Source organism: Nostoc sp. (assembly GCF_036918245.1).
GTDB lineage: Bacteria > Cyanobacteriota > Cyanobacteriia > Cyanobacteriales > Nostocaceae > Nostoc.
The window spans coordinates 1-22,175 of sequence record NZ_JBALEF010000084.1; the positions used below are offsets into that span (position 1 = coordinate 1).

Sequence of the window (22,175 nt, forward strand, 5' to 3'; positions counted from 1 at the left end):
ACTGGTTCAAGCTTTCTCGGTCTATATCTTGAGGCAGGTTTTGGTTCATATTTGTGATACTCCCCCTCAAGTGTCCCCCTTGTCAATACTCTGCCGCCTGAATCCTTACGCTAAATCTACTTTTGACATTAGAATAAGAGTCTGGCTACTAACCTTGCAGCCGCTTACGAACAAGGCAATGAATATTAATTGATAACCGATATTAGAGCTATTTCGTAATTTTTCATGATTATACAGGAAATAAAGTAATGTTGAAGGTTTTTGCTGACCGTGGTGGTACATTCACAGATATTGTTGCTGTTACTAATAATCAAGCAATTATCGATAGACTTTCAAAACATCCCGAACGTTTTTTAATTGTGACTCTGCCTAATCAGCAATGGATCATAGTCTACAAACTCCTTTCAGAAAATCCCGAACAATATCAAGATGCAGCCATCCAAGGTATTCGAGATATTGTGGGTATTCCTAGCAACGAACCCATTCCTACTGAGGCGATAGAAGTGGTAAAAATGGGGACAACAGTAGCAACAAATGCGCTGTTAGAAAGAAAAGGAGACAGGGTTGTTCTTCTGATCACCAAAGGGTTTAAAGATGCGCTGCAAATTGGCTATCAAAATCGTCCTAACATCTTTGCGCGCCAGATAATTTTACCAACGATGCTTTATGAACAGGTGATTGAGATAGATGAACGCTATGATGCTAACGGAAATGAATTAATATCTATAAATATTGAACAAGTTAAAAGTGATTTACAAGCAGTTTACCATACAGGAATTCGGAGTTGTGCTATTGTTTTTCTGCACAGCGATCGCTATCCTGCTCACGAACAACAAATAGCCCAGCTTGCCCAAGAAATTGGTTTTACTCAAATATCCGTATCCCATCAAGTTAGTCCGTTAATGAAGTTGGTTAGCCGAGGAGATACAACAGTAGTTGATGCTTATTTAACTCCTATTCTGCGTCGCTACGTTAACCAAGTAGCCAGTCAGTTACCCAGCGTCAAATTAATGTTTATGAAATCTGATGGCGGTTTAGTCGCAGCCGAACAATTTCAAGGAAAAGATAGTATTTTAAGTGGCCCGGCTGGCGGTATTGTTGGCGCAGTTCAAACTAGTAAAAGGGCAGGTTTAGAGTTAGTTATTACCTTTGATATGGGAGGGACAAGTACAGATGTTGCCCACTTTAAAGGAGAGTATGAACGACAACTAGATTCGGAAATTGCTGGGGCGCGGATGCGAGTTCCTGTATTAGCAATTAATACCATTGCTGCTGGAGGTGGTTCAGTTCTCTTTTTTGATGGTTCTAGTTATCGTGTTGGCCCTAAATCTGCCGGATCAAATCCTGGGCCTGCTTGTTATCGACGTGGTGGGCCATTAGCGGTTACCGATGCCAATGTAATGTTAGGTAAAATTCACCCACAATATTTTCCCTCGGTTTTTGGCATTGATGGTAATTTACCTTTAGATAAAGATATTGTTATTCAAAAATTTACCCAATTAACTCAAGACATTCAAGCCGCTACATTAAATCATTCTACTCCCCAAGAAGTAGCCGCAGGATTTATGGCGATCGCAGTGGAAAATATGGCGAACGCAATTAAAAAAATTAGTCTGCAACGCGGTTATGATGTTACCCAATATGTGCTTTGTTGTTTTGGCGGTGCAGGTGGGCAAGTTGCTTGTTTAATTGCCGATACCTTGGGAATGAAAAAAATATTTATACATCCTTATGCTGGAGTTTTATCTGCTTATGGGATGGGATTAGCTGATGTCCGGGCGATTAGAGAAGGAGGAATTGAGCAATCTTTAACTCAAGCATTAATCTTTCAACTACAGCAGTTAATGGAATATTTAGAAACTCAAGCTAGAAGCGAAATAGATGAAGTACTAAGTCAAGTAGAAGTAATCCGAAAAATCAACTTAAAATATGAGGGGACTAACTCTACCTTGACCGTTAATTTTGCCGATGATTTGGTATTGATGCAACAAGAATTTGAGAGTGAACATCAATCTCGGTATGGTTTTATTCAATTAGAGAAAAGCTTAATTGTTGAATCCGCTTCAGTGGAAGTAATTCAGAAAATGGATACTCCCGAAGAACCTTTAATTATTCCTACTCGCCCTTTAAATGAAGTCCCCCTGTCTGTTGAGACAGTAAGGATGTTTACTGCTGATAGATGGCACGACACTCCTGTTTATCGACGGGAAGATTTACAACCAGAAGATAGTATTAATGGCCCTGCGATCGTTGTGGAAAAAATTAGCACAATTGTAGTAGAACCTAATTGGCAAGCAAGATTAACTGAACACAATCATCTAATTTTACAGCGTCAAGATTGATGAATTCATCAGGTTTGCCTGTATTTGTAGGATAATCAATATTAGTTCCCTTGTAGTAAACCTAAATAGAAGTTAAATGTCACCTTACGTTTATCCGGTTATTAAAACCGCAGAGATAGAAACTACATTCTCAGAATTAGCAGAACAATGGCGGCGTGAGATAGGAATGCTCTCTGTTGCTTCAAAAATATCAATGCATCCCGCTTATCAAAGAATAATCGGGATGGGACAACCTGTTGTTCCTTTAATTATGCGTGAACTTGAGCGCGAACCAGACCATTGGTTTTGGGCCTTAAGTGCAATTACAGGAGCAAACCCTGTCAAACCCGAACAGCGTGGTAGACTTCAGCAAATGGCTGTAGCTTGGATTGAATGGGGGAAAGCAAATGGATATAGATGGTAAGTTGGAAAGCTACAGAGAAAATAAATTTCCCAACTTATACCATACTGAATATTCTGTAACCAGTAAGCAAAGTACATCATATAATTGTTTTGCTTGGGCTGCGGGTGAGGATGATCGCTGGTGGAGTCCAATAGACCCAGATAATATGTATTACTGGGTAGAAGGTGTAACAGCAGAATTAACTATGTCAGCTTTTATCCAAGCATACAAAAGCTTAGGGTACAAACTTTGCGATAATTCCGAGCTTGAAGTGGGTTTTGAGAAGATAGCAATATACGCTACTTCTGATGGTGAACCAACCCACGCTGCCAGACAATTATCTAACGGAAAATGGACGAGTAAACTTGGACGTTGGGAGGATATAGAGCATGAACTTGAAGGTTTGACAAGTGAAATGTATGGTTCTGTACAGCAGATTTTAAAACGTCAGACTTATTAATTCAAAATTAAAATTAAAGTGACTATGGAAATGAAGCTAACTAGGTTAAAACAAGAGGATTAGTTCAAGACGATTAACTTAGCTTTTACAAAGTTACAACAAACAAATCATGTTGAAGATGAGCATATTTTACATGACTGCAAAATGGCTTTTAGAGACAAAGTAGATTGGAAAACTAATTTAGATGATTTAAATTATGAAGAAAAAGTAGTTTTTCAATACTTAATTGACGTGGGACTAGTCGAGAAGCCAGAAAAATCTAAGCAAGCAAAACAGCAAGAGTTAGTTAATGGACTGCTAAAATTTACTTTTATTCTCGGTATTTTTGGCTTGGGGTTTGCTGTACCATTTATAGCTAATTTTGTAAAGGAGTCTGAGGCTATATCCGACTACAAAAGCGAAATATCAAATTTAGAATTGCAAATCGACAATTATAAAAAAGATATTCAAGACCTAACATCCGAAAATCAAGAGTTACAAAAAATCGCTAAACCAGAAGTGATTCAAGAGCTTGAGCAAAAATTAGATAATGCCGAAATAGCTAGACAAAATCTTAATGAAGAGCTAGCTAAGGAGAAAAGCAAGAAATGTCTAATTAGATTTCCTTAAATCAATAAATTTGTTGTTGGTAGGGCAAATCTAGCTATGAAATCATCTATTTAAAGAAAATCTCAAAATGTACATAACAACTCAACCCGATCCCATTGGTTTAGAAATATTCAAAAATCTCTATCAATTTATCGCTGAACAAATGGGAATTGTGTTACAAAACACGGCTACATCAGTGAATATCAAAGAGAGGCTGGATTTCTCCTGTGCTATTTTTGACTCATCGGGATTATTAGTAGCAAATGCTCCCCATATTCCTGTACATTTAGGCTCAATGAGTGAAAGTGTCCGCAGTTTAATTAACGATAAAGGCGATACTTTCAAACCGGGAAATGTCTATCTATCTAATAACCCCTATAACGGTGGAACACATCTCCCTGATGTCACTGCAATTACCCCTGTTTTTTTAGAAAGTAGTGAAAATAATCCATCCCCCATGCCCCATGACGCCACTTGCTTCAAGTCGGCAAAGCCGCCCAACGCAGTGGCTCCCCAATGCCCCATGCCCCTATTTTTTGTTGCTTCTCGCGGACACCAAGCAGATATTGGTGGAATTACTCCCGGTTCTATGCCTCCTCACAGTACCACAGTAGAAGAAGAAGGAATTATTTTTGATAATTTTCTCTTGGTTGAAGAGGGCAATTTTCGAGAACTCGCAGTCAGACAGCACCTTTTAAATCATACTTATCCTGCTCGCAACCCTGACCCAAATATTGCTGATTTTAAAGCACAAATTGCCGCCAATGAACGGGGAGTACAAGAACTTCGTAAAATGGTTTTACAATACAAGCTCGATACTGTTCAAGCTTATATGAAATTTGTGCAAGCTAATGCTGAGGAGTCTGTTAGACGTGCGATCGCAGTTCTCAAAGATGGCTCATTTACTTATAAAATGGACAATGACGCACAAATTCAAGTTAAAGTAACGATTCACCCAGAAAACCGCAGTGCTACCATTGATTTTACTGGGACTTCTCTACAACTAAATAGTAATTTTAATGCTCCTAAAGCTGTAACTCAAGCAGCAGTCTTATATGTCTTCCGTACTTTAGTTGATGATAATATTCCTCTCAATGCCGGGTGTCTTAATCCTCTAGAAATTATTATCCCGGTTGGCTGTATGCTCAACCCAACCTATCCAGCCGCAGTAGTCGCGGGTAATGTAGAAACTTCTCAAACTATTGTTGATGCTTTATACGGTGCTTTGGGTGTTATGGCCGCTTCTCAAGGAACGATGAATAATTTTACTTTTGGTAATGAGCAATATCAATATTATGAAACTATCTGCGGCGGCTCTGGGGCGGGGATTGATTTTGCTGGCACTAATGGTATTCATTCTCACATGACTAACTCCTGCTTGACCGATCCAGAAGTTTTAGAAACCCGTTATCCTGTACTTTTAGAAAGCTTTAGTCTTCGTCCAGATAGCGGTGGCAAAGGAAAATATTCGGGTGGCAATGGAGTTGTCCGCCGCATTCGATTTCTAGAACCGATGACAGCTAATATTCTCTCTGGTCATCGGCTTCTTCCTCCCTTTGGATTAAATGGTGGGGAGGCAGGAAAAGTAGGACGCAACTGGATACAACGTCAGAATGGAATTGAAGAAAATTTAGACAGCACAGCAACAGTAGAGATGAAAACTGGGGATGTTTTTGTAATAGAAACTCCTGGCGGCGGTGGATTTGGTAAATGCTCTTAAATAATCAAAAATTGGTATAAGCTAGCTTCAACTTCCCCAAAAATTTGAGCATAGCTAAAACCACAGCATCCGGCGACTCAATCAAGAAGCCATGACCACCACGTTCGATGACTACAAGTTCAGCATTGGGAATACCTTGAGCAAGTTGCTGGGAAAACTTTAGCGGGGTGAGAATATCTTGTTTACCAACCAGAACTAAGGTAGGACAATGAATTTGTTGGAGGCGGTCTATTGTGTCACTGCTAAGAATGGCTTGACTGTGATGATAGAGTGAATGAGTTGCAGGTGGGAAAGGATATCTGATAGCAAATTCAATCAGACCTTCGATCATGTCAGGAATTGAGTAGAAAGCATCTGTAAATATCCAGGGCAATATGACTTTTTCATAAAGTTTTAGGTCTACATTACTAGGAAGTTCGCCCCAAGTCTCGATGATGCTGTTGAATAATGTATCACCTTTTGCCAAAGATGAGAGTAGCATCAGACTTTTTACTTTTTCAGGGTGTGCTAACACTAACTCTTGGGCTATCTGACTACCCATTGAATGGCCTGCTAGATGCACCTGATTAATTCCGATGCGATCGAGCAATGCTGCAACGTCACTAGCCATCTGTTTCAGACTATAGGGGTTTTCGGGAGCAGAACTTCTCCCCATACCTCGATTATCCAAGCGAATGACTTGATACTGCGAAACCAGCGATGGCATAATTAGCGACCAATAGGCATGATCGCAAAGAAAGCCAGCTATTAATAGCAAAGGCTCACCCGTTCCCTTAATATCGTAGAACAAATCAATCCCGTTAATCTGAACCTTGGGCATAGTAAATAATTCTGCTAAACCTTATTTTTAAGCAGGGATAGACAAGGCTAAACTCCTACGTCTTGAATTTCTCGTCCACGGGAATTTGATAGCCGTTGGCGAGGCGATTGGTCATATTGGCAGTGGCTGCGATCGCCATTAGTTCCCCAAACATAGTATCATTCATACCCTTGGCACGTGCTGCTGCTGTGTGCGAGGCGATACAATACTCACAGCCATTCGTCGCACTCACGGCAATGTAAATCAGTTCGCGCATCAGTGGATCGATCTCACCAGGGCTAACCATCACTTCCTTTAATGCTTGCCACGTTCGTTGCAGGGTAGGGGGATGGTTGGCTATAGCTTTCCAAAAGTTATTGATGTAGTCATTCTGACGTGTAACGCGGATGTCGTCATACACTGCACGTACTTCATCGCTGGCTTCTTCGTATTCGATCAGCTTAGTCATGTTTTAATTCCATATAGTTTCCCCAGCGAGTGGGAACCCCTAGATTGTAATACTGAGTTGCAATTAAAGATAGTAATATCATGTTCCCTTGGCATCTATTGGTGAAAATTCTACATCGTCTACAAATGACTTGGCATAGGCTAGGATTTGTTGGGCGTTCTAGTAGAACAGACTAAACAGGAAATTTACACTATCCTGTCAGATAAATAGGTGGGGTTGTCCATGAAGAAATTGCTCCAGCGTATTAAAGCATTACTCCAACGTATTCTCAAGAGGTCTGCATCCAATTCTCAGCAACCATCGCCCCTAATAAATTCTCGATTAGAAACTTCTATTCCCACCGTTTCTCCTCGATGGGAATCTGGTTTGGTGCTTGTGTGTTCACAATGTGCAAACGAGCGGTCAGGCTCAACGGCTTCCGAAGACTTAGAGAATTGGTTGAAATCTCGTTTAAAGTTTGAGGGATTATGGGGTGATTTTCGGGTGGTTAGCACCAGTTGTTTAGGAGTTTGTCCACGGATGGGTATTACTGTTGTTCTTATCAGTAATGGAAGTTACGGAAATAGTCCATGTTTAATTGTAAATCCTCGGAGCGATCGCGAAGTTCTGTATTCATACATCAAACAGAATAAAAGCTGACTGCAAATGTTTGCTAAAGTTTAAAATTATTAAATTCAGAACTGTATTTTATCTCGCACTATGTTTTAAACTAGTGTTTTCTATGGTAGTAGTTTGTCCTACTAGAAAAACATACTTTGATTCTAAGTGTTTAACTTTAGCGATCGCACCCCAACGAATATAGCCGTACAATACCCGTTGCTAGCTTTATTTGACCCTTGTTGCAGTAACTTCTAGGGAAACAAGCCTTGACACTTCCCGAATCAACCCTGACACTTACTTGACCTTTTTTTGACTTACCAGTTGGTGTTTTTGATGAATTTATTATAATGCTCAAAAAATGCTCAGAGCTAAACTGGTTTTATTATAGCTCCTACGCCAACCGCAGATAAGGACACTTCTGTAAAAATCCAGAGGCCTTATTATGGGCATCTAAATTATGAGTATGTGTTGGCGTAGGTCGAATAATGCCACCAAATAGGTCATCCAACCCGTAGGGTGTGAAAAATTGCCATTGTCCTTGGGTATTTAGTCGAACTCCCACAGCCGTAGCGGTGTGCAGCCAATCTGTGATGCCATCCTCTGTACTAGTGTAGAGTCTGCTACCAAGACGCCAACGAGCAAAACTGGCTTGATTTTTGACATCAAACTCGTCATGAGGAAATTGTTCTGTGAGAGTCGCCTTTGCTGCTAGTTCTTGAGAACGGTTCCCCTCTATATCAAAGAATGCAATATCGAAATCTTTAATGCCTAACCCACAGTCATTGCCAAAAATTGAAGACCAAACGGTGTTTCGGACTGCACCCCCTGCTAACCACCAGTTAGGTAGATTTAGTTGAGCGATCGCTCTTAATACTGTATTAATACGTGTATCAGCTAAAATCATTTGTAAGCGAGTGTTACTATTCATATCAAATTCCTGGGATTGTCAAGTAGAAGGTGAAAATATTATCATTCATATTTCATTAAACTTACGGTGTTAATATTCCTGTTGTGACACTTTGCAGTTCAATGTTTATCAGGACAAACTCTGTAGTCATAGTATAAATAAAACAGGTTACACAAAAGGTGAAATTATGAATTTAGAATTTAGAATTTTTAATTATGGAAGATTTATTTGCGCGACTAGAACGCACACTCAATCCTGAACTGCCTTCTTTAACAGAGTCACAACAACAACTCTTACAAGAACTCAGTATTGATGAAAATCAACCTGGTACGATTCTGCATGACTTTCAAACTCTGATAGATTTCTTACAACCAAATGGAGTAGAAGTTAGTAGTGTTAATAATCTTTTACCGTTAAAAGTATTATCAGAAGTTAATTCTCGGTTAAGTCACCCAATTGAAACTAAACTCAAACGCCCCGTACAGAAATCATACCCCTACATTAATGGACTATATCTGTTATTACGCAGTTCTGGAATAGCCCAAATTAAATCCCAAGGGAAGAAGCAGTTTTTAGTTTTAGAAGCAGCAATTTTGCAATCATGGTCAAACCTTAATCCAACCGAACGCTATTTCAACTTATTAGAAGCTTGGTTGATTTGGGGAAATAACGAAGTTTTAGGCGAACGTCAAGATTCATTCGGGAATTTATTTAGATGTATTCAACTTTGGCCTCGTGTCCCAGATAAAGGTTTAAAATTCCCTAAATATGAAGATCAAAATAATATTAGTTATTACCCTGGGCTGCATAATATTGCCCTGTTAGAGTTATTTGGATTGTTATCTATCAAACATGGGAAACCACAAGAAGGCAAAGGGTGGCGCATTACTAGTTTACAACGCTTACCCTTTGGTGATGCTTTGTTGCAATTCCTCTTTCCATTAGGTATACGAGGAGAATTACAGGATGATGTAAATATAAATTTTGGAAAATTGCAGTCACATTTTAAACCATTTTTTCCCGAATGGGAGCATAATTTCTTTGTTCCCAAGCAAGGCTTTACTGATGGTATTTATATTTTTAAAGTATCCCTTTTAAAGGCTTGGCGACGCATTGCCATACCAGCAAAAAAACCATTAAGCTGGCTAGCAGAAATAATTCTCGATGCTTTTGATTTTGATTACGATCACCTGTACGAGTTTAGTTATAAAGACTATTTCGGTCGCATAATCAAAATCGGTCATCCCTACATGGAAACACCCCCATTTGCTGACCAAGTGCAGATTGGTGATTTGTCTTTAGAAGCAGGTGGTAAAATGACTTATCTTTATGATTTTGGTGACAACTGGAAATTTGATGTGCAGTTAGAAGCAATTAATCCACCTGATAACAAAATCAAGAAACCGAAGATTTTAGAAGTTTACGGAAATGCACCTCAACAGTATTGGAGTGAGGATGATGAATTGGATGAAGAAGATTTATAAAAATGTAGATAATGAAAATTTACTTATGTTCTCGTGTCTTTTGTTTGTGTCTATTAAAATCCGCTTTCAGATTGAAATAGTTTTAGTTACAATAAAGTAATACAAATTTTAAGGAGATAAAAGCTGTGAATCTTCCATATACTGGAGGTTGTCAATGTGGACAGATTCGTTATGAAATTCATGCTCAACCTTTAACCCTTTATCTATGCCACTGCAAGGAGTGTCAGAAACAATCTTCTAGTGCCTTTGGTATGTCTCTTACAGTATTACGAGATGCTGTTGTAATTGTTCAGGGAAAACCGAAAACTTGGACTCGGAAAACTGATAGCGGACGTGAAGTAAACAACCTGTTCTGTGGCGACTGCGGAACGCGATTGTTCCATGAACGGACTTACAACCCAAATACTATCAATGTCAAAGCTGGAACCTTAGATGATACCAGTTGGTTACGCCCAGTGGGTAATATTTGGACACGCAGTGCCCAGTCATGGGTGGTAATTTCAGACCAATTGCTCAACTATGACGGACAACCAGAGGATACACAGGCTTTATGGGAAAAATGGAAACAACAACATCCATAAAGGCATAACTCCTGATATTAGACATTATATTTTTGACACTTAAATCAATGCCCTTGGTTGTGAGTCTAACTCATGACTGTACCAAAGGAGATAATGATAATATTTTACTGGAAAAGTGCTTTAATGAACATATTAACTTATTTAAAAAAGTAATAGTAAACTCAAATTATAAGTTCAGCTTGTGTACTATATATATTTCCACTTGTCTGCAAATCATTAATAAAGCTAATACAGTATTAGTATTTCACATGAAAACTTACTGGATATTTTCAATCAAGTAATTATAAGTGAAATTAGATAAGTAAGACGATTTCGGTTCATTTTCAACACTTTTAACAGTTATTTCTAGACAAGCTTGATGAAAAACGATACACCGCAAGAATTGAACCCAGACCAACAAATTGGGCGCTTGATTGATGAGGTAATGTCTTCATCTGTGACTGATGAACAGTACCGCAAAAAGATGCAGCGACGCAAAGAAGTGCAAGATAAGCGCATAGCAGAAGCTGTACCAGAAAAAGGGTTAATTATTGTAAATACTGGTAACGGTAAGGGTAAAACCACTGCGGCTTTAGGGATGGTGTTGCGATCGCTCGGTCATGGGTATAAAGTAGCGATCGTCCAATTCATCAAAGGTAGCTGGGAACCTTCCGAAAAAAGGGTTTTCAGCTATTGGGAAGACCAGATAGAATTTCATGCAATGGGCGAAGGCTTTACCTGGGAAACTCAAGACCGCGATCGCGATCTTGACAAAGCTAGCGCCGCATGGGAGAAATCGTTAGAATACATCCGCAACCCAGACTTTCATCTAGTGTTGTTAGACGAAATCAATATAGCCCTCAAAATGGCTTACTTACCAGTAGAAGACGTTTTAGCAGGTTTGGCACAAAAACCCGCTAACAAGCACGTTATTCTCACAGGTAGAGGCGCACCACCTGCTTTAATTGAGCGTGCTGACTTAGTAACTGAAATGACCCTAGTTAAGCACCCTTTCCGCGATCAAGGTGTGAAAGCACAACCGGGAATTGAGTATTAAATGAGAATTCAGAATTCAGAACTCAGAATTCAGAATTGTTAAAAAACCAGGTTTCTTACTTAGCAGAGATCAAAAACCTGGTTTTTAATTCTCGTATGTCATACCAATTTGAAAAAAGAATGCAACACATAGATAATACCCTTCCCCAACCCTGCCCTTGCTAAGGGGTGCACGTCAGCGCGGGTGGGCTTATCTGTCGTAAACATTTTTTGAATTGGTATCAGATGTGGAAAAGCAGATTATGCCTATATACAGCAGATTTCAAATTAATGAGGTACAAAAGCTAAGTCTGTTATCCAGGTATAAAGTGTATTTTAGTTCAGAATTCTGAATTCTGAATTCTGCTGTAAGTCCCATTTGTTACTTCTTATTCCAGAGACTTAAAAATGCTTGATAGATGGCTGGAGTCATCTGACTTTGTAAGTGATTTAGTGCATCACGATGGTTTGCATTGTTGTCATCATAATAAGTAAACAGATTCGTCAGCTTGACAATCTCAGGATTTTGATCGTTTGTTCCCCTCCATTTGTTAGTAACTTTGTGTAAAACGTCCTTGGGTAAATTTTGTTGTAAGTTATTTAATGCTGCGATGTAAGAAGGATTTTGAGGATTCTTTTTGAATTGGAAACACAAATCTATCAGCTTGACTTGTGACTGGGGCTGGGGCTTATCTGTTAGACTAGATTGCTGTAGAATTTGACGCTGTTCAATAGTGGCAATGCCATTTTCAGTTAAACCCTGAGATTTCTGAAATTTCTTAACTGCTGTATAAGTGGCTGGCCCATAAAAAGGCAAGTCTTTTGGAATTTCGGCATTGGTTGCAAAACCGTGAAACTTCAATCTATTCTGAAGTCCTTTGACTGTATCTTCCATTACAGTTCGAGTCTCGGAATCAGCGTTACCATTAACCGTAAGTTTTTGTGAATACTGTTTCTGAAACTTTTTAATCGCTTCTTCCGTAGGATCGTCTGTCAAGGAGTTGTTATTCCGCTTCCAGGGAGCAAATTTAGTGAGATCCGGCTTAGGATCGATCTCAGGAGCTAAATATCCCAATCCGATCAATATGTGACGGATGACTTCAGGGCTACTAACGGCCATGCTTTTTGGTTCCTTTGCGATTAAACTACCATTTAATGTATCTTGTTTTACAAAAATTAGGTAAGTAGAAATAAATAAATCTAACATTTCTTGTTTGCAAGGCGTTCCGAAAGTTAAGTGATGTGTGACGAAAAGCTGCAACTTTTTGAGACGTTCGGCGTAGGCGACTACAGAGAGTGAAAAAGAAAGAGCCGCGATCGCTTATTCTCAACTATTAATGATACTACGTGTTAAGTGCACACATCTGTCATTGGTGTAAACTTAAGCTGAAAGCTATATCGGGTAGGTGTTTGACACATCACCTCACGCCCTCATCCCCTAACCCCTTCTTCCAAGGGAGAAGGGGAATTAAATCTCAGGCTCCCCTCTCCCCAGGGAGAGGGGCTGGGGGTGAGGGTAAAACGTTCTCACCAAGCGGGTTTCACGTTAAGTTGACACCAATGCACATCTGTGCACCCCTACTGCTCTATCCACTGCAAATTTATCAAAATTAATCTAGTGGAGTACTAGCTAACTGACTCTCTGGCGTTGACAACATATAAAAACTCATTTTCATTCTTGGGTAAGAAAACGAGTGGTTTTTCCCTCGCTGGCTGCTGCAATTGAGGAGGAAGTAAAGTATAAATATCTTGGAAATCAACTGTAATCTTCTTAGTAGTGCCATTAACTAAGAAACAAGATGGATTCTTATTTCCACTCCTATATTGATCATAGAGAGCATCAAGTACTTTCTTGCGTAATTCTTCAACAGGAGAAACGTAGATAAAATAACCTTGGGCATCTAGTTCTTTAGCTCTTTTAGATGCATCGTCTGAATCTAGAAAGAAATTTATCTGAGTGTCTTGAACTTCTAAAGGACATTGCTGCAAAGGTTTTCCAGATACTACACTATATAGTTTCTCTCCCGAAGGAGCACCAACACTAAACAATTGGTTGCCAGTATTTTCAGCTTCTCCAGCTTGGAAGTCGAACCAAGCTTTCGTAACTGAACCATCTCCAAGTCCTTTGACCAGTCTTGGTACTACTGTTTTATCAAACTCTTCTTTAGTGGCAGGAATCGGAAAATTTGGAGGTAGAGAAAAAGGGGTAGCAATTGCGTATTGAAGTATATCCTTATAGACCGTAACTCCTTGTCCTTGTTGCTCTGGGGTGCTGTAAAGAGTAGTTACACCTAATACTGTTTTGTTATCTGCTAAAGCTGGACTTAGCCCACCTAGCCAAAGAATAAAGGTGAGGAGAACTATTAAAATACGATTTAACTTTTTCACTGGATTTCTGAATTGGAAAACTTTTTGTATTTTGCACGTGTAACTCTGCGCTAACAACCGAAGTTAAGGAACTTAAGAAATAAACTTAAAAAATTTTGGTCGGTAATTCCCCAAAGCTTTTACCAGCAATAATTTCATCTACCAACAACTTCAGCAAAACTTCTGGTTCATCTCTGGTAGTTTTGCAAAAAATGCATCGTCAGTCACAATAGATATCTGGCGAAATTAAATCTGCGTTATCCACAACCCTTGTAGAAACGTAGCACTGCTACGTCTATACATTCATATTTTTAATATTCATAATATTTAACAAACCTGATTTCAGGAAAAGCACATCTCATCTTTGTAGCACCTTCTTGAGTGAAGTAGATATTTTGGCGGCATATTACAGGCGCTAACTACTGACTATTACTTTATGAGTGTATGTACAAAACTTAAGGGACAGTAATGAATCCACTACAACGCAGGCGCAAACGGGGTGTTATTCTTACACATCAAGGGTTTGAGAAACTTCAAACAGCAAAATGTCAGGCACAAAGTTGGGAAAATCTAGATAAACGTTATACTTTGGAAGATTTAAGCGATCGCACTGGCTTAGATCCAGATACACTGATGAAGGTATTTCATTGCCAAGTAGGAGTTGACAAGCAAACTCTAAACATCTGTTTCAGGGCTTTTAATTTATTACTTGAATCAAGTGATTATCAACTACCTCGGACTGATGAAGTAATCAGTAATCAGCATTCAATCCAAAATTTAACTGATTGGGGCGAAGCACCCGATATCTCTGTATTCTTAGGACGTACAGCAGAACTAACAACACTAAAACACTGGATTCTCGAAGAACACTGCCGACTAGTGACTTTGTTAGGTATGGATGGGATGGGCAAAACCAGCTTATCAGTAAAGCTAGCAGAACAAATTCAAGATAAGTTTGAGTTTGTAATTTGGCGCAGTCTCCGCAATGCTCCACCAGTCAAAGATATGCTAGCCGATCTAATTAAACTTTTATCCAAAGGGCAGGAAACTAATTTATCAAAAACTTTAGACGGCAGAATTTCACAGTTGATTCATTATTTAAAAAATGCTCGTTGTTTATTGATATTAGATAATCTAGAGACAATTTTACAAAAGGCTTCAGGTAAATATCATATTGGATATTATCGTCAAGGTTATGAAGGTTATAGCGAACTTATAAGACGAGTGGTACAAACACTTCATCAAAGTTCCTTAGTGCTTACAAGTCAAGAAACACCGAGAGAAATTAGGCAACTGATAGGAGAAGAATTACCCGTTAGGTTATTGCAACTAAAAGGCTTACAAATCCCAGAAGTAGAAGAAATCTTTAAACCCAAAGGTGCTTTTTGGGGTTCAACTGGTGATTTGCATCAACTCATTGAGAGCTATGCTGGTAATCCATTGGCATTAAATATAGCCTTTAACAAAATTGATAAGTTATTTGACGGTAATATTTCGGAGTTTTTAAACCAAAAAACATTAGTTTTTGGTGAGATTAGCCAGCTTTTAAAAAAGTATTTTCAACGCTTGTCAGATACAGAAAATATAATTATTGAGTGGTTAGCAAATAATTCTCAGCCAGCCTCACTTACAGAACTGCGATCGCAAATATCACCTACTATACCAACACCACAATTATTAGATGCTTTAGAATCTTTGCAAGAGCGCTCTCTAGTAGAGAAGAATGCTTATCTTTTCTCTGTCTCCCCAATGATTAGAGAATATATAAATCACCAATTAATCCAAAACAAAATTAGCTCAGATATAAAACAGCAGCATCCATCACAAAAACATCGCTCAATTACTACCAGAGAAAAAAGCAAACTCTCGTTTAATATTCCAGCGCTTCCCGTCGTGAAGCAGCAAGGTTAATTTGTCAGCAGTAAACTCAAAATGCAACTGACGATTTTCAAATTCTGGCCAAGCAGCTTTAAAATTCTGCTTTGTTAAATCCCGAAATGCAACCGTTAAATGGGGTGCAAAAGGGCGGGTTTTAGAAACCTTGTCAACAATTCTCAAGTTGCTTTCTGTATAAGCCATTAAATCAGCTTGCAAAGTTAAAAGCTCTTGACTTCTGACGACGTTAATGTAGATGACACGAGGCGCAAAGGCATCAAACCCTTTGAGTGTAATTGCCACTGGCTGTTGTCCACTGGCAAACTCCTTCAAGGATGCTTCTAATAGTGGCAAGTTAGCATCTGCCCATTCAAAGGGCGGTTGCAGGGTAATATGAGGCGGAGACTTTAGCGCCCCGCTACTAGCATAGCGATCGGCAAAGTACTGCTTAATCTCGTTGGCGTAGTCTTGAATATCTTGCGGTGGTAGGAGGGCGATAAAAAAACGGCTCATCTATCTATATTAATTATTTTTATTGCTTAGTAATTGGTGGTTAGTGGGAAAACTTAGGGAAGGCGGTTCGAGTTGGCGCTTGATCCGCCATGTTGTTTACCGAAAGAGAAAACTAAATGAGCGATCAAATTTTTCTGTCTGATGAGGATGTTGTTTCTATGGCTCAAGATGCTAACTTAACTGAGGCTTCAACATCAACAGGTGAAGAATTGATGGAACGTGTGAAGTATTTGGTGCATAGGAGCAGCCACTTAGAAGAGGAAAAGGCTTCAGATTGGTTTGAAGATGGTGTGAACTGTAAGCTTTTACTGGCTCAGGGTGGCGGTTGGCAGAAAGGTAAAATCCGAATTTGCTTTGAATTTGTTCCTGACAAGCCCACACCAACAAAACCACTGATTCCCACGAACTCGGCATCTCCACTGGATGATCTACGATCGCACTTAGAGGTCTAATAGTCACAGATGCGTCGCTTCTGCTGTTTTAGTGAAATCTTCAGTAAATCGCTGTAGTTCGTGTATATTGCTACTCAAAAATAGTCATAACTAAAGCAGGCTGTCTATTGTAACTGGAGTTAAGAAGCTAATGCCGTGGTTTGTAAAAATTGAAGAAGGCAAAGTCGATAAACCTACCTTTGACCAATATGTACCTGCCCACAAAGCCTACATTCAGGACTTGATTGCTAAAGGACACAAAGCACGAACAGGCTATTGGGCGGAGCATAGAGGCGGGATGTTGCTGTTTGAGGCAGCCTCAAAGGAGGAAGCGGAAGTGATTGTGGCTGATGACCCCTTGGTGAAACACGGCTGCGTCAACTATCAGCTTTATGAATGGCGAATTGTTATGGAATAACACACACTTACTGAATTTTCATGTTATGTTTATAGAAGACCTGGATCTATGCGATCGCAACACCCAAATCTTGTCAGAACCGGAAGGTAGCAGCAACACGGGAGGCTTGTGGTAGGCTTAGTCTCCGGGTCGCCCTATTTTTAGGAGCGGTTAGCAACAATGCCTGGTTTTGGAGATATTGTTCAAAAAGCTTTTTACCTCGGAGTTGGATTAGCTTCTTACGCAGGTGAGAAAGCAGGGGGAAAATTAGCCGAAGTGCGATCGCAAGTCCAAAAACTGGCAGATGAAATGGTGGCAAAGGGCGAAATGAACACAGAAGAAGCCCGCCGCTTCGTTGAGGACATGATGAAACAAGCCCAACAAGCCCAAGCATCTGGTGAAACCTCTGAGAAAACGCCCCCTTCTCAACCTCGCCGCATTGAAATTTTAGAGGACGATGAAGAGCCAACGGTCAAAGAGGCGTCAAATGATGAGAATGTAGATAAATTACGCCAAGAAGTGCTAAACCTGCAAGACGAGTTAAAACGATTGCAACGGGACTAATAAAAAGCATTGTTTGAGCAAAATATCAGTAATAAGTGGCATTTTGACATGACACTTCGGATAAAAACTTGATAAGATACATTGCCTAGTGTGTATTTTAGTGCTTCAAGCCAGATAACACAAAGCGTCCTGTTTATAGCCTGCAAAGGTGTCAAGTTTATGGAACAGTGGCAAAAAGATTTAGTAGAAATCGTCGAAACAGTGGCTGATGAAGTAGAGCGCTTCTTCCTCGGAATGAGTGAAGTGGTAGACGCATTTTTTGAGCTAACGGAAGAAGTCAGCGAGCAAGTACATAATAATATTGTTACTGAAGTCGATCAGTATCTACAGGATTTCGCTGAACCGATGTTGGAAGCTTACTGGGAACTGGAAGACATTGTAGCAGATGTCGATCCGGGTTTTCCTTATGCAGTTGAACCCACATCTGAAAAAAATCCTGCCTGTATCGGTTGTAGTCACTACCACGGTCAAGTTTATGGTGGTAATTTGTTAGTTTGTGCTATGCATCCCCACGGTTGTGAAGATGAGAATTGTCCAGACTGGGAGAAGGAAGAGTATTGAGTGGGGAGTTATAAAATTACTAAAAGGACGTAAAGACCGTTAAAATAACCAATGACAAATGACAAATGACAACTGATAAATTATCTGAAAGTGCATCCCAGGCAAACCAAGAAATGAAGTATGGCGAACGCGACATTGCAGAAGGTAAACTAATTACCTTTCCGAATCCGCGTCTGGGCAGGCGATATGACATTAACATTACTTTGCCGGAATTTACTTGTAAATGTCCGTTTTCCGGTTATCCTGACTTTGCGACAATTTATGTTAGCTATGTCCCTGATGAACGGGTAGTAGAATTGAAGGCGCTCAAACTTTATATTAATAGTTACCGCGATCGCTACATTTCCCATGAAGAATCTGCCAATCAAATTTTAGATGATTTTGTGGCTGCTTGCGATCCGTTGGAAGTCACTGTGAAAGCAGATTTCACGCCTCGTGGGAATGTACATACTGTGGTTGAAGTGCGTCACCAAAAGTAACATTATCATTGATGAGCGCAGATGGCATTGGCTTCATTCAGCAATTTTCTTCACGGCAGATTGCACTTGAAGCACAACTTTTTTTGATAAAGGAATATATCCAAGTTCCAAACTGGATTTTTGCCCGTCAATCACAGCCCAATTCACAAAATTTTTCAGCGCTTGAGCTTTGACTCGGTTGGGATATTGGTGATAAGTTAAAAGCCAGCTGTAAGTGACGATAGGATAAGACTGGGCATCTGTAGGATCGGTGATAAAAGCAATCAAGTTATCATCTGGTAATTTCACTGTTTCTAGAGTTTGTGCTACAGATTTTGGTGTTGGTGTAATATAATTACCAGATTTATTTTCTAAAGCAGCCACAGGAAGCTTATTTTGTTTGGCGTAAATGTATTCTACATAGCTAATAGCTCCTGGTATCTGTTGAATCAGGGCGGTAACACCTTCGTTACCCTTTCCACCAATTCCTACTGGCCATGCTACAGATTTACCAGCCCCAACTTTGCTTTTCCATTCTGGACTTATGGTGCTTAGGTGTTGCGTTAACACGCTCGTAGTTCCACTACCATCAGTTCGGTGTACAACTTGAATTGGTAAATTGGGCAAACTTACTCCTGGATTAGCTGCGGCTATTCTAGGGTGATTCCAATTCTTAATTTTTCCGAGAAAGATATCTACGTAAACTTGGCGTGGTAGCCTTAGAACAGTTGGCACATTGACTTGAGACGACTGCTGTGCAACTGATTTGAGATTATAAGCTAGCACAATAGAACCAGCAGTTATTGGCAAAGCAATTACTCCCCGTTTTATCTTGGCTGCTTGTTCACTTGTAATTCCTACATCACTAGCTGCAAAATCCACAGTACCATCAATAAGTTGTTGCACTCCAGCACTACTTCCTATAGCTTGATAGTTAATTTCTACATTGGGATTTTGCTGGTTGTAATCTGAAAGCCAACGCTCATACAAAGGTGCGGGAAAACTTGCCCCAGTTCCAACAAGGGAAACACGCTTTATGTTTTTCTGCTCGGCAGTGCAAGAAGCAATACTCAACAAGATAGCGATTAAAGGTAGAAGGCAAACCCGTCCCTGAGATTGAAGTTTAGCAGACATAGAAATCTTTTGTTCCAATGTTTAACAAATACCTCTAGTAGTTTTCCAATTTGTGGCTGTGTGAGCGTAATTAATTGTAAATAACTTTGAAACGCATAGGCACTTCGCCTTCCCGCAGGGTAGGGACACAGAGGTTAACGCAAAGGTACGCAAAGTAATCCTCTGCGTACCTCTGCGATTTCCTTTGCGCCCCTTTGCGTTTAAACTTCAATCGCCGTCTCTTTCTCTTCACCTTTTGGCTGTGAACTCAGCCGATCTAAAATCTCCAAAACCTCTTGTTCAAAAGCAACTTGGGCACGATTAGTTTTGCCACCTACATACAAGCGATCGCCTTTTTGCAATGCCCAGATTTGTGAGTGGGAAAAGTAACTCATCACCACACCCAGCATGAGCAAGCCAAACCCTGTGTAAACAATTGGTATGCCTGGATCGGCTTTAATTTGTAAACCTGTGCTACCAATGACATCCAAAATTTTCAGCTTCACGCCATTAACTTCGGTGAACATCCCCGCGCGGACTGTATCAACAAGTTTGCCAGTGGCATCATAAATTAATACCATCCCTTGCAAGTCTTTCGCTAACAGGGAGACACCCTCACTCAAATCTGGTTTCGTTGGCACCCACGTTCCCCAAATGCGCCCGTTACCGTTGGTGTTCAATTGCGCCATCGGTAGCTGAAAAATCGGGCTGTTGTTAAATTGGACGCGAACACCTGCAATTCCCCAATCAGTTTGATAGAAAGTTATGCCATGATAGCGCAGAGGCTCGTTGACAAAAATCTTCTTGTGGTCAATTTCTTTTCCCTGATTATTCAAGACAGACATATCTGAATAAAATTGATTAATGCCGCCAGATGGAGTGTAATCAATCCAAAAACGATTGACGCGCACAGACCAATCTTTTGGGATTTTTGCGGCTATTGGGCCAGCATCGACAATATTTCTCACTTGAAATGTATCGCCACTAGCAACCATTTCCTGAGCGAGAAACCCAGTCATCGCCCCCCAAATTCCCCCTAGCAGAATAGCGACGATGCCAATATGAACGATAATTGGGCCGATGCGTCCAACTATTCCTTTGCGGGCGTAAAGGAGATTTTCTTTTTCTTGATTTGGAAAAATTTTATAGCGGTGTTTGTGTAATATTTCGCTGAGAGAATTCAGGGAACCAGTATCTAGTTCTGTACTTAAAGCTAACTTTTGAAATTGTCGGGGTTCTTCGTAATATTTCCAGCGCTGGGCAGCTTTTAAGGCTGGTAACTGACGGGTAAATGAACAAGCAGTTAAGCTAGTGCCAAATAAGATGAGTAATGCTAGAAACCACCAGGTACGATATACGTGGTCTAATCCAACTACTTGAATTACCTTCCAAGTTAAGAAACCAAATAAAGCTGGATGTTCTGGGTAGTTGGCTTGGTAAAATGCGGGTGATTGACCTTGCTCGATTACAGTACCGGTGGAGCTAAAGATGGCAATCAATAGCAGTAGTGCGATCGCTAGTCGTAAGTTGGTCAGTATAGGCAAAAGCTCTTGGCGTAAGAACTGCCCAGGTATCGCCCACCATTTTAATTCTTTGGACGCCGAATCTTCTAAAGTCATTATGTGTAAAATATAACAAAGGTATTGATATTAAAAACTACCGAGCGGAATCCGAGAAATTAAGGAAAACACACCGAATCCTACCAACAGCGCCCCACTAACTGGGTTAATCCAACCAGACCAGCGACGCAATTCTAGTAATTTTTTAATTGAAGCTGTAAAAGTACCCGCCAAAATCAATGGCGCTACATAACCGGCTGTATAAGAAAGTAGCAAAACAGCACCTAAAATTAAGTCTTGTGTATTGGCAATCCAACCCAACAAACTAGCTAAAACAGGTGTGCTACAAGGGGATGCGACTAAACCAAAAGTCAGCCCCAGCAAATAGGAACGCAACCCTGCTGGTAAATCTGGCGAAATCCAATTCGTTTCACCCAAGGATGGAAATTGCAGAGGCAGTGCTTCTAATAAGTTCAGCCCCATGAGAATGGCGATAATGCTGACGATAATCGGCAAACCAATTCCTACTTGACCGTAGACTTTTCCGATAAAACCTGCTACAATACCTAATCCTGCCAATGTAGTTGCTAATCCTAAAGCAAACCAAGTTGATTGGGCAGCTGCTTGCAAGCGGCTTTTAGCTTCATAACCGCCGATGTAACCAATGGTAATTGGCAGCATGGAAAGCATACAGGGTGTGAGACTGGTGAGCAAACCAGCTGCAAAGATGATACCAATACTCACCACGCTTAGGTGTGTCAGTTGGTTAGAAACGAGGCTGTTGGCAAATTGTTCTAGTTGGTAAATTTGGGTTTGCAGGTTATCAAACATGGGGAGTTTCTGAGCGGGAAATGCTTACTCTGCTTGAATTGTAGCTTAGTTTTGGTTTTTGAGTCAGCAGAAGTGATTATCCGAACCTGATATCATCTAAATTTCATCTGCCCAAAGAAATGTATTTAAAATACAATTAAGCTCGGATTATCCCTGAAGA

The 22,175-nt window shown here is 40.1% G+C and carries 24 protein-coding genes and 1 other RNA gene; 16 read left to right on the forward strand and 9 right to left on the reverse strand.

Going from position 1 to position 22,175, the window contains the following annotated elements:
• Positions 1-248: 248 nt before the first annotated feature.
• The 5 genes from V7L12_RS23750 (at position 249) to V7L12_RS23770 (ending at position 5,492) form a co-directional block, all read left to right on the forward strand.
• Positions 249-2,342 (forward strand): hydantoinase/oxoprolinase family protein, encoded by a 2,094-nt coding sequence (locus V7L12_RS23750; protein WP_335088056.1) that lies wholly within the window; start codon positions 249-251, stop codon positions 2,340-2,342.
• A gap of 76 nt (positions 2,343-2,418) precedes the next feature.
• Positions 2,419-2,745 carry a hypothetical protein gene (locus V7L12_RS23755; protein ID WP_335088058.1) on the forward strand — a complete coding sequence of 109 codons (327 nt, stop codon included), beginning with the start codon at positions 2,419-2,421 and terminating at the stop codon, positions 2,743-2,745.
• Positions 2,729-3,184: a DUF7689 domain-containing protein gene (locus V7L12_RS23760; RefSeq protein ID WP_335088060.1), complete on the forward strand. Its 456-nt coding sequence runs from the start codon at positions 2,729-2,731 to the stop codon at positions 3,182-3,184. Before V7L12_RS23755 ends, V7L12_RS23760 begins: the two co-directional genes overlap by 17 nt.
• A 144-nt stretch (positions 3,185-3,328) precedes the next feature.
• The gene (locus V7L12_RS23765; protein ID WP_335088062.1) at positions 3,329-3,793 is read left to right on the forward strand and encodes a hypothetical protein; all 465 of its coding nucleotides are present in this window, start codon (positions 3,329-3,331) and stop codon (positions 3,791-3,793) included.
• Between the two features lie 67 nt (positions 3,794-3,860).
• Positions 3,861-5,492 (forward strand): hydantoinase B/oxoprolinase family protein, encoded by a 1,632-nt coding sequence (locus tag V7L12_RS23770; protein WP_335088063.1) that lies wholly within the window; start codon positions 3,861-3,863, stop codon positions 5,490-5,492.
• Positions 5,493-5,496: 4 nt separating this feature from the next.
• On the opposite strand, the gene V7L12_RS23775 is transcribed toward V7L12_RS23770, so the two are convergent.
• Positions 5,497-6,312 (reverse strand): alpha/beta fold hydrolase, encoded by an 816-nt coding sequence (locus tag V7L12_RS23775; protein ID WP_335088065.1) that lies wholly within the window; start codon positions 6,310-6,312, stop codon positions 5,497-5,499.
• A gap of 55 nt (positions 6,313-6,367) precedes the next feature.
• Positions 6,368-6,760: a carboxymuconolactone decarboxylase family protein gene (locus V7L12_RS23780; protein WP_094350326.1), complete on the reverse strand. Its 393-nt coding sequence runs from the start codon at positions 6,758-6,760 to the stop codon at positions 6,368-6,370.
• 222 nt (positions 6,761-6,982) lie between these two features.
• Here V7L12_RS23780 and V7L12_RS23785 point away from each other — a divergent pair, with 222 nt between their 5' ends.
• Complete coding sequence (locus V7L12_RS23785; RefSeq protein ID WP_335088067.1) at positions 6,983-7,399, forward strand: (2Fe-2S) ferredoxin domain-containing protein; 417 nt, start codon at positions 6,983-6,985, stop codon at positions 7,397-7,399.
• A 352-nt stretch (positions 7,400-7,751) separates the two neighbouring features.
• Here V7L12_RS23785 and V7L12_RS23790 read toward each other — a convergent pair whose 3' ends face one another.
• On the reverse strand, positions 7,752-8,288 hold the full coding sequence (locus tag V7L12_RS23790; RefSeq protein WP_335088068.1) for a nucleotidyltransferase family protein: 537 nt from the start codon (positions 8,286-8,288) through the stop codon (positions 7,752-7,754).
• Positions 8,289-8,482: 194 nt separating this feature from the next.
• Here V7L12_RS23790 and V7L12_RS23795 point away from each other — a divergent pair, with 194 nt between their 5' ends.
• The 3 genes from V7L12_RS23795 to cobO all read left to right on the forward strand — a co-directional run bounded on the left by V7L12_RS23795 (position 8,483) and on the right by cobO (position 11,368).
• A complete protein-coding gene (locus tag V7L12_RS23795; protein ID WP_335088070.1) occupies positions 8,483-9,751 on the forward strand; it encodes a plasmid pRiA4b ORF-3 family protein in 1,269 nt (422 codons plus the stop codon).
• A 125-nt stretch (positions 9,752-9,876) separates the two neighbouring features.
• Positions 9,877-10,332, forward strand: coding sequence for a GFA family protein (locus V7L12_RS23800; RefSeq protein WP_335088072.1), 456 nt, complete (start codon positions 9,877-9,879; stop codon positions 10,330-10,332).
• Between the two features lie 358 nt (positions 10,333-10,690).
• Positions 10,691-11,368, forward strand: a complete 678-nt coding sequence (gene cobO, locus V7L12_RS23805; RefSeq protein WP_335088074.1) for a cob(I)yrinic acid a,c-diamide adenosyltransferase — start codon at positions 10,691-10,693, stop codon at positions 11,366-11,368.
• A gap of 360 nt (positions 11,369-11,728) precedes the next feature.
• Here the strand turns inward: cobO and V7L12_RS23810 are convergent, their stop codons facing one another.
• Together V7L12_RS23810 and V7L12_RS23815 are read right to left on the reverse strand one after the other, a co-directional pair.
• A complete protein-coding gene (locus tag V7L12_RS23810) occupies positions 11,729-12,553 on the reverse strand; it encodes a peptidoglycan-binding domain-containing protein (RefSeq protein WP_335088076.1) in 825 nt (274 codons plus the stop codon).
• A gap of 419 nt (positions 12,554-12,972) precedes the next feature.
• Positions 12,973-13,734 carry a hypothetical protein gene (locus V7L12_RS23815; protein ID WP_335088078.1) on the reverse strand — a complete coding sequence of 254 codons (762 nt, stop codon included), beginning with the start codon at positions 13,732-13,734 and terminating at the stop codon, positions 12,973-12,975.
• Positions 13,735-14,181: 447 nt separating this feature from the next.
• On the opposite strand from V7L12_RS23815, the gene V7L12_RS23820 reads away from it, so the two are divergent.
• Positions 14,182-15,624 (forward strand): NACHT domain-containing protein, encoded by a 1,443-nt coding sequence (locus tag V7L12_RS23820; RefSeq protein WP_335088080.1) that lies wholly within the window; start codon positions 14,182-14,184, stop codon positions 15,622-15,624.
• Here V7L12_RS23820 and V7L12_RS23825 read toward each other — a convergent pair.
• Complete coding sequence (locus V7L12_RS23825) at positions 15,550-16,101, reverse strand: 2'-5' RNA ligase family protein (protein ID WP_335088082.1); 552 nt, start codon at positions 16,099-16,101, stop codon at positions 15,550-15,552. The genes V7L12_RS23820 and V7L12_RS23825 overlap by 75 nt on opposite strands.
• A gap of 116 nt (positions 16,102-16,217) precedes the next feature.
• On the opposite strand from V7L12_RS23825, the gene V7L12_RS23830 reads away from it, so the two are divergent.
• The 6 genes from V7L12_RS23830 (at position 16,218) to queF (ending at position 18,533) form a co-directional block, all read left to right on the forward strand.
• Positions 16,218-16,553 carry a KGK domain-containing protein gene (locus tag V7L12_RS23830; RefSeq protein WP_335088084.1) on the forward strand — a complete coding sequence of 112 codons (336 nt, stop codon included), beginning with the start codon at positions 16,218-16,220 and terminating at the stop codon, positions 16,551-16,553.
• Positions 16,554-16,683: 130 nt separating this feature from the next.
• Positions 16,684-16,950 (forward strand): YciI family protein, encoded by a 267-nt coding sequence (locus V7L12_RS23835; protein WP_335088086.1) that lies wholly within the window; start codon positions 16,684-16,686, stop codon positions 16,948-16,950.
• A gap of 37 nt (positions 16,951-16,987) precedes the next feature.
• Positions 16,988-17,084, forward strand: an RNA gene (gene ffs, locus V7L12_RS23840) — signal recognition particle sRNA small type.
• 25 nt (positions 17,085-17,109) lie between these two features.
• Positions 17,110-17,493, forward strand: coding sequence for a phasin family protein (locus tag V7L12_RS23845; RefSeq protein ID WP_335088087.1), 384 nt, complete (start codon positions 17,110-17,112; stop codon positions 17,491-17,493).
• A gap of 159 nt (positions 17,494-17,652) precedes the next feature.
• Positions 17,653-18,054 carry a hypothetical protein gene (locus V7L12_RS23850; protein ID WP_335088089.1) on the forward strand — a complete coding sequence of 134 codons (402 nt, stop codon included), beginning with the start codon at positions 17,653-17,655 and terminating at the stop codon, positions 18,052-18,054.
• A gap of 65 nt (positions 18,055-18,119) precedes the next feature.
• Complete coding sequence (gene queF, locus V7L12_RS23855) at positions 18,120-18,533, forward strand: preQ(1) synthase (protein ID WP_335088091.1); 414 nt, start codon at positions 18,120-18,122, stop codon at positions 18,531-18,533.
• Positions 18,534-18,566: 33 nt separating this feature from the next.
• Here the strand turns inward: queF and pstS are convergent, their stop codons facing one another.
• The 3 genes from pstS to V7L12_RS23870 all read right to left on the reverse strand — a co-directional run bounded on the left by pstS (position 18,567) and on the right by V7L12_RS23870 (position 22,015).
• Complete coding sequence (gene pstS / locus V7L12_RS23860) at positions 18,567-19,646, reverse strand: phosphate ABC transporter substrate-binding protein PstS (protein ID WP_335088093.1); 1,080 nt, start codon at positions 19,644-19,646, stop codon at positions 18,567-18,569.
• Between the two features lie 200 nt (positions 19,647-19,846).
• On the reverse strand, positions 19,847-21,244 hold the full coding sequence (locus V7L12_RS23865) for a cytochrome c biogenesis protein (protein WP_335088095.1): 1,398 nt from the start codon (positions 21,242-21,244) through the stop codon (positions 19,847-19,849).
• 30 nt (positions 21,245-21,274) lie between these two features.
• Positions 21,275-22,015 carry a cytochrome c biogenesis protein CcdA gene (locus V7L12_RS23870; RefSeq protein ID WP_335088097.1) on the reverse strand — a complete coding sequence of 247 codons (741 nt, stop codon included), beginning with the start codon at positions 22,013-22,015 and terminating at the stop codon, positions 21,275-21,277.
• Positions 22,016-22,175 lie beyond the last annotated feature (160 nt).

Excerpts from the sequence above, each read along its gene's own strand:
- V7L12_RS23750 (WP_335088056.1), top strand. The coding sequence starts at position 249 with ATGTTGAAGGTTTTTGCTGACCGTGGTGGTACATTCACAGATATTGTT.
- V7L12_RS23755 (WP_335088058.1), top strand. The coding sequence starts at position 2,419 with ATGTCACCTTACGTTTATCCGGTTATTAAAACCGCAGAGATAGAAACT.
- V7L12_RS23760 (WP_335088060.1), top strand. The coding sequence starts at position 2,729 with ATGGATATAGATGGTAAGTTGGAAAGCTACAGAGAAAATAAATTTCCC.
- V7L12_RS23765 (WP_335088062.1), top strand. The coding sequence starts at position 3,329 with ATGGCTTTTAGAGACAAAGTAGATTGGAAAACTAATTTAGATGATTTA.
- V7L12_RS23770 (WP_335088063.1), top strand. The coding sequence starts at position 3,861 with ATGTACATAACAACTCAACCCGATCCCATTGGTTTAGAAATATTCAAA.
- V7L12_RS23775 (WP_335088065.1), bottom strand. The coding sequence starts at position 6,312 with ATGCCCAAGGTTCAGATTAACGGGATTGATTTGTTCTACGATATTAAG.
- V7L12_RS23780 (WP_094350326.1), bottom strand. The coding sequence starts at position 6,760 with ATGACTAAGCTGATCGAATACGAAGAAGCCAGCGATGAAGTACGTGCA.
- V7L12_RS23785 (WP_335088067.1), top strand. The coding sequence starts at position 6,983 with ATGAAGAAATTGCTCCAGCGTATTAAAGCATTACTCCAACGTATTCTC.
- V7L12_RS23790 (WP_335088068.1), bottom strand. The coding sequence starts at position 8,288 with ATGAATAGTAACACTCGCTTACAAATGATTTTAGCTGATACACGTATT.
- V7L12_RS23795 (WP_335088070.1), top strand. The coding sequence starts at position 8,483 with ATGGAAGATTTATTTGCGCGACTAGAACGCACACTCAATCCTGAACTG.
- cobO (WP_335088074.1), top strand. The coding sequence starts at position 10,691 with ATGAAAAACGATACACCGCAAGAATTGAACCCAGACCAACAAATTGGG.
- V7L12_RS23810 (WP_335088076.1), bottom strand. The coding sequence starts at position 12,553 with ATGTTAGATTTATTTATTTCTACTTACCTAATTTTTGTAAAACAAGAT.
- V7L12_RS23820 (WP_335088080.1), top strand. The coding sequence starts at position 14,182 with ATGAATCCACTACAACGCAGGCGCAAACGGGGTGTTATTCTTACACAT.
- V7L12_RS23825 (WP_335088082.1), bottom strand. The coding sequence starts at position 16,101 with ATGAGCCGTTTTTTTATCGCCCTCCTACCACCGCAAGATATTCAAGAC.
- V7L12_RS23830 (WP_335088084.1), top strand. The coding sequence starts at position 16,218 with ATGAGCGATCAAATTTTTCTGTCTGATGAGGATGTTGTTTCTATGGCT.
- V7L12_RS23835 (WP_335088086.1), top strand. The coding sequence starts at position 16,684 with ATGCCGTGGTTTGTAAAAATTGAAGAAGGCAAAGTCGATAAACCTACC.
- V7L12_RS23845 (WP_335088087.1), top strand. The coding sequence starts at position 17,110 with ATGCCTGGTTTTGGAGATATTGTTCAAAAAGCTTTTTACCTCGGAGTT.
- V7L12_RS23850 (WP_335088089.1), top strand. The coding sequence starts at position 17,653 with ATGGAACAGTGGCAAAAAGATTTAGTAGAAATCGTCGAAACAGTGGCT.
- queF (WP_335088091.1), top strand. The coding sequence starts at position 18,120 with ATGACAACTGATAAATTATCTGAAAGTGCATCCCAGGCAAACCAAGAA.
- pstS (WP_335088093.1), bottom strand. The coding sequence starts at position 19,646 with ATGTCTGCTAAACTTCAATCTCAGGGACGGGTTTGCCTTCTACCTTTA.
- V7L12_RS23865 (WP_335088095.1), bottom strand. The coding sequence starts at position 21,244 with ATGACTTTAGAAGATTCGGCGTCCAAAGAATTAAAATGGTGGGCGATA.
- V7L12_RS23870 (WP_335088097.1), bottom strand. The coding sequence starts at position 22,015 with ATGTTTGATAACCTGCAAACCCAAATTTACCAACTAGAACAATTTGCC.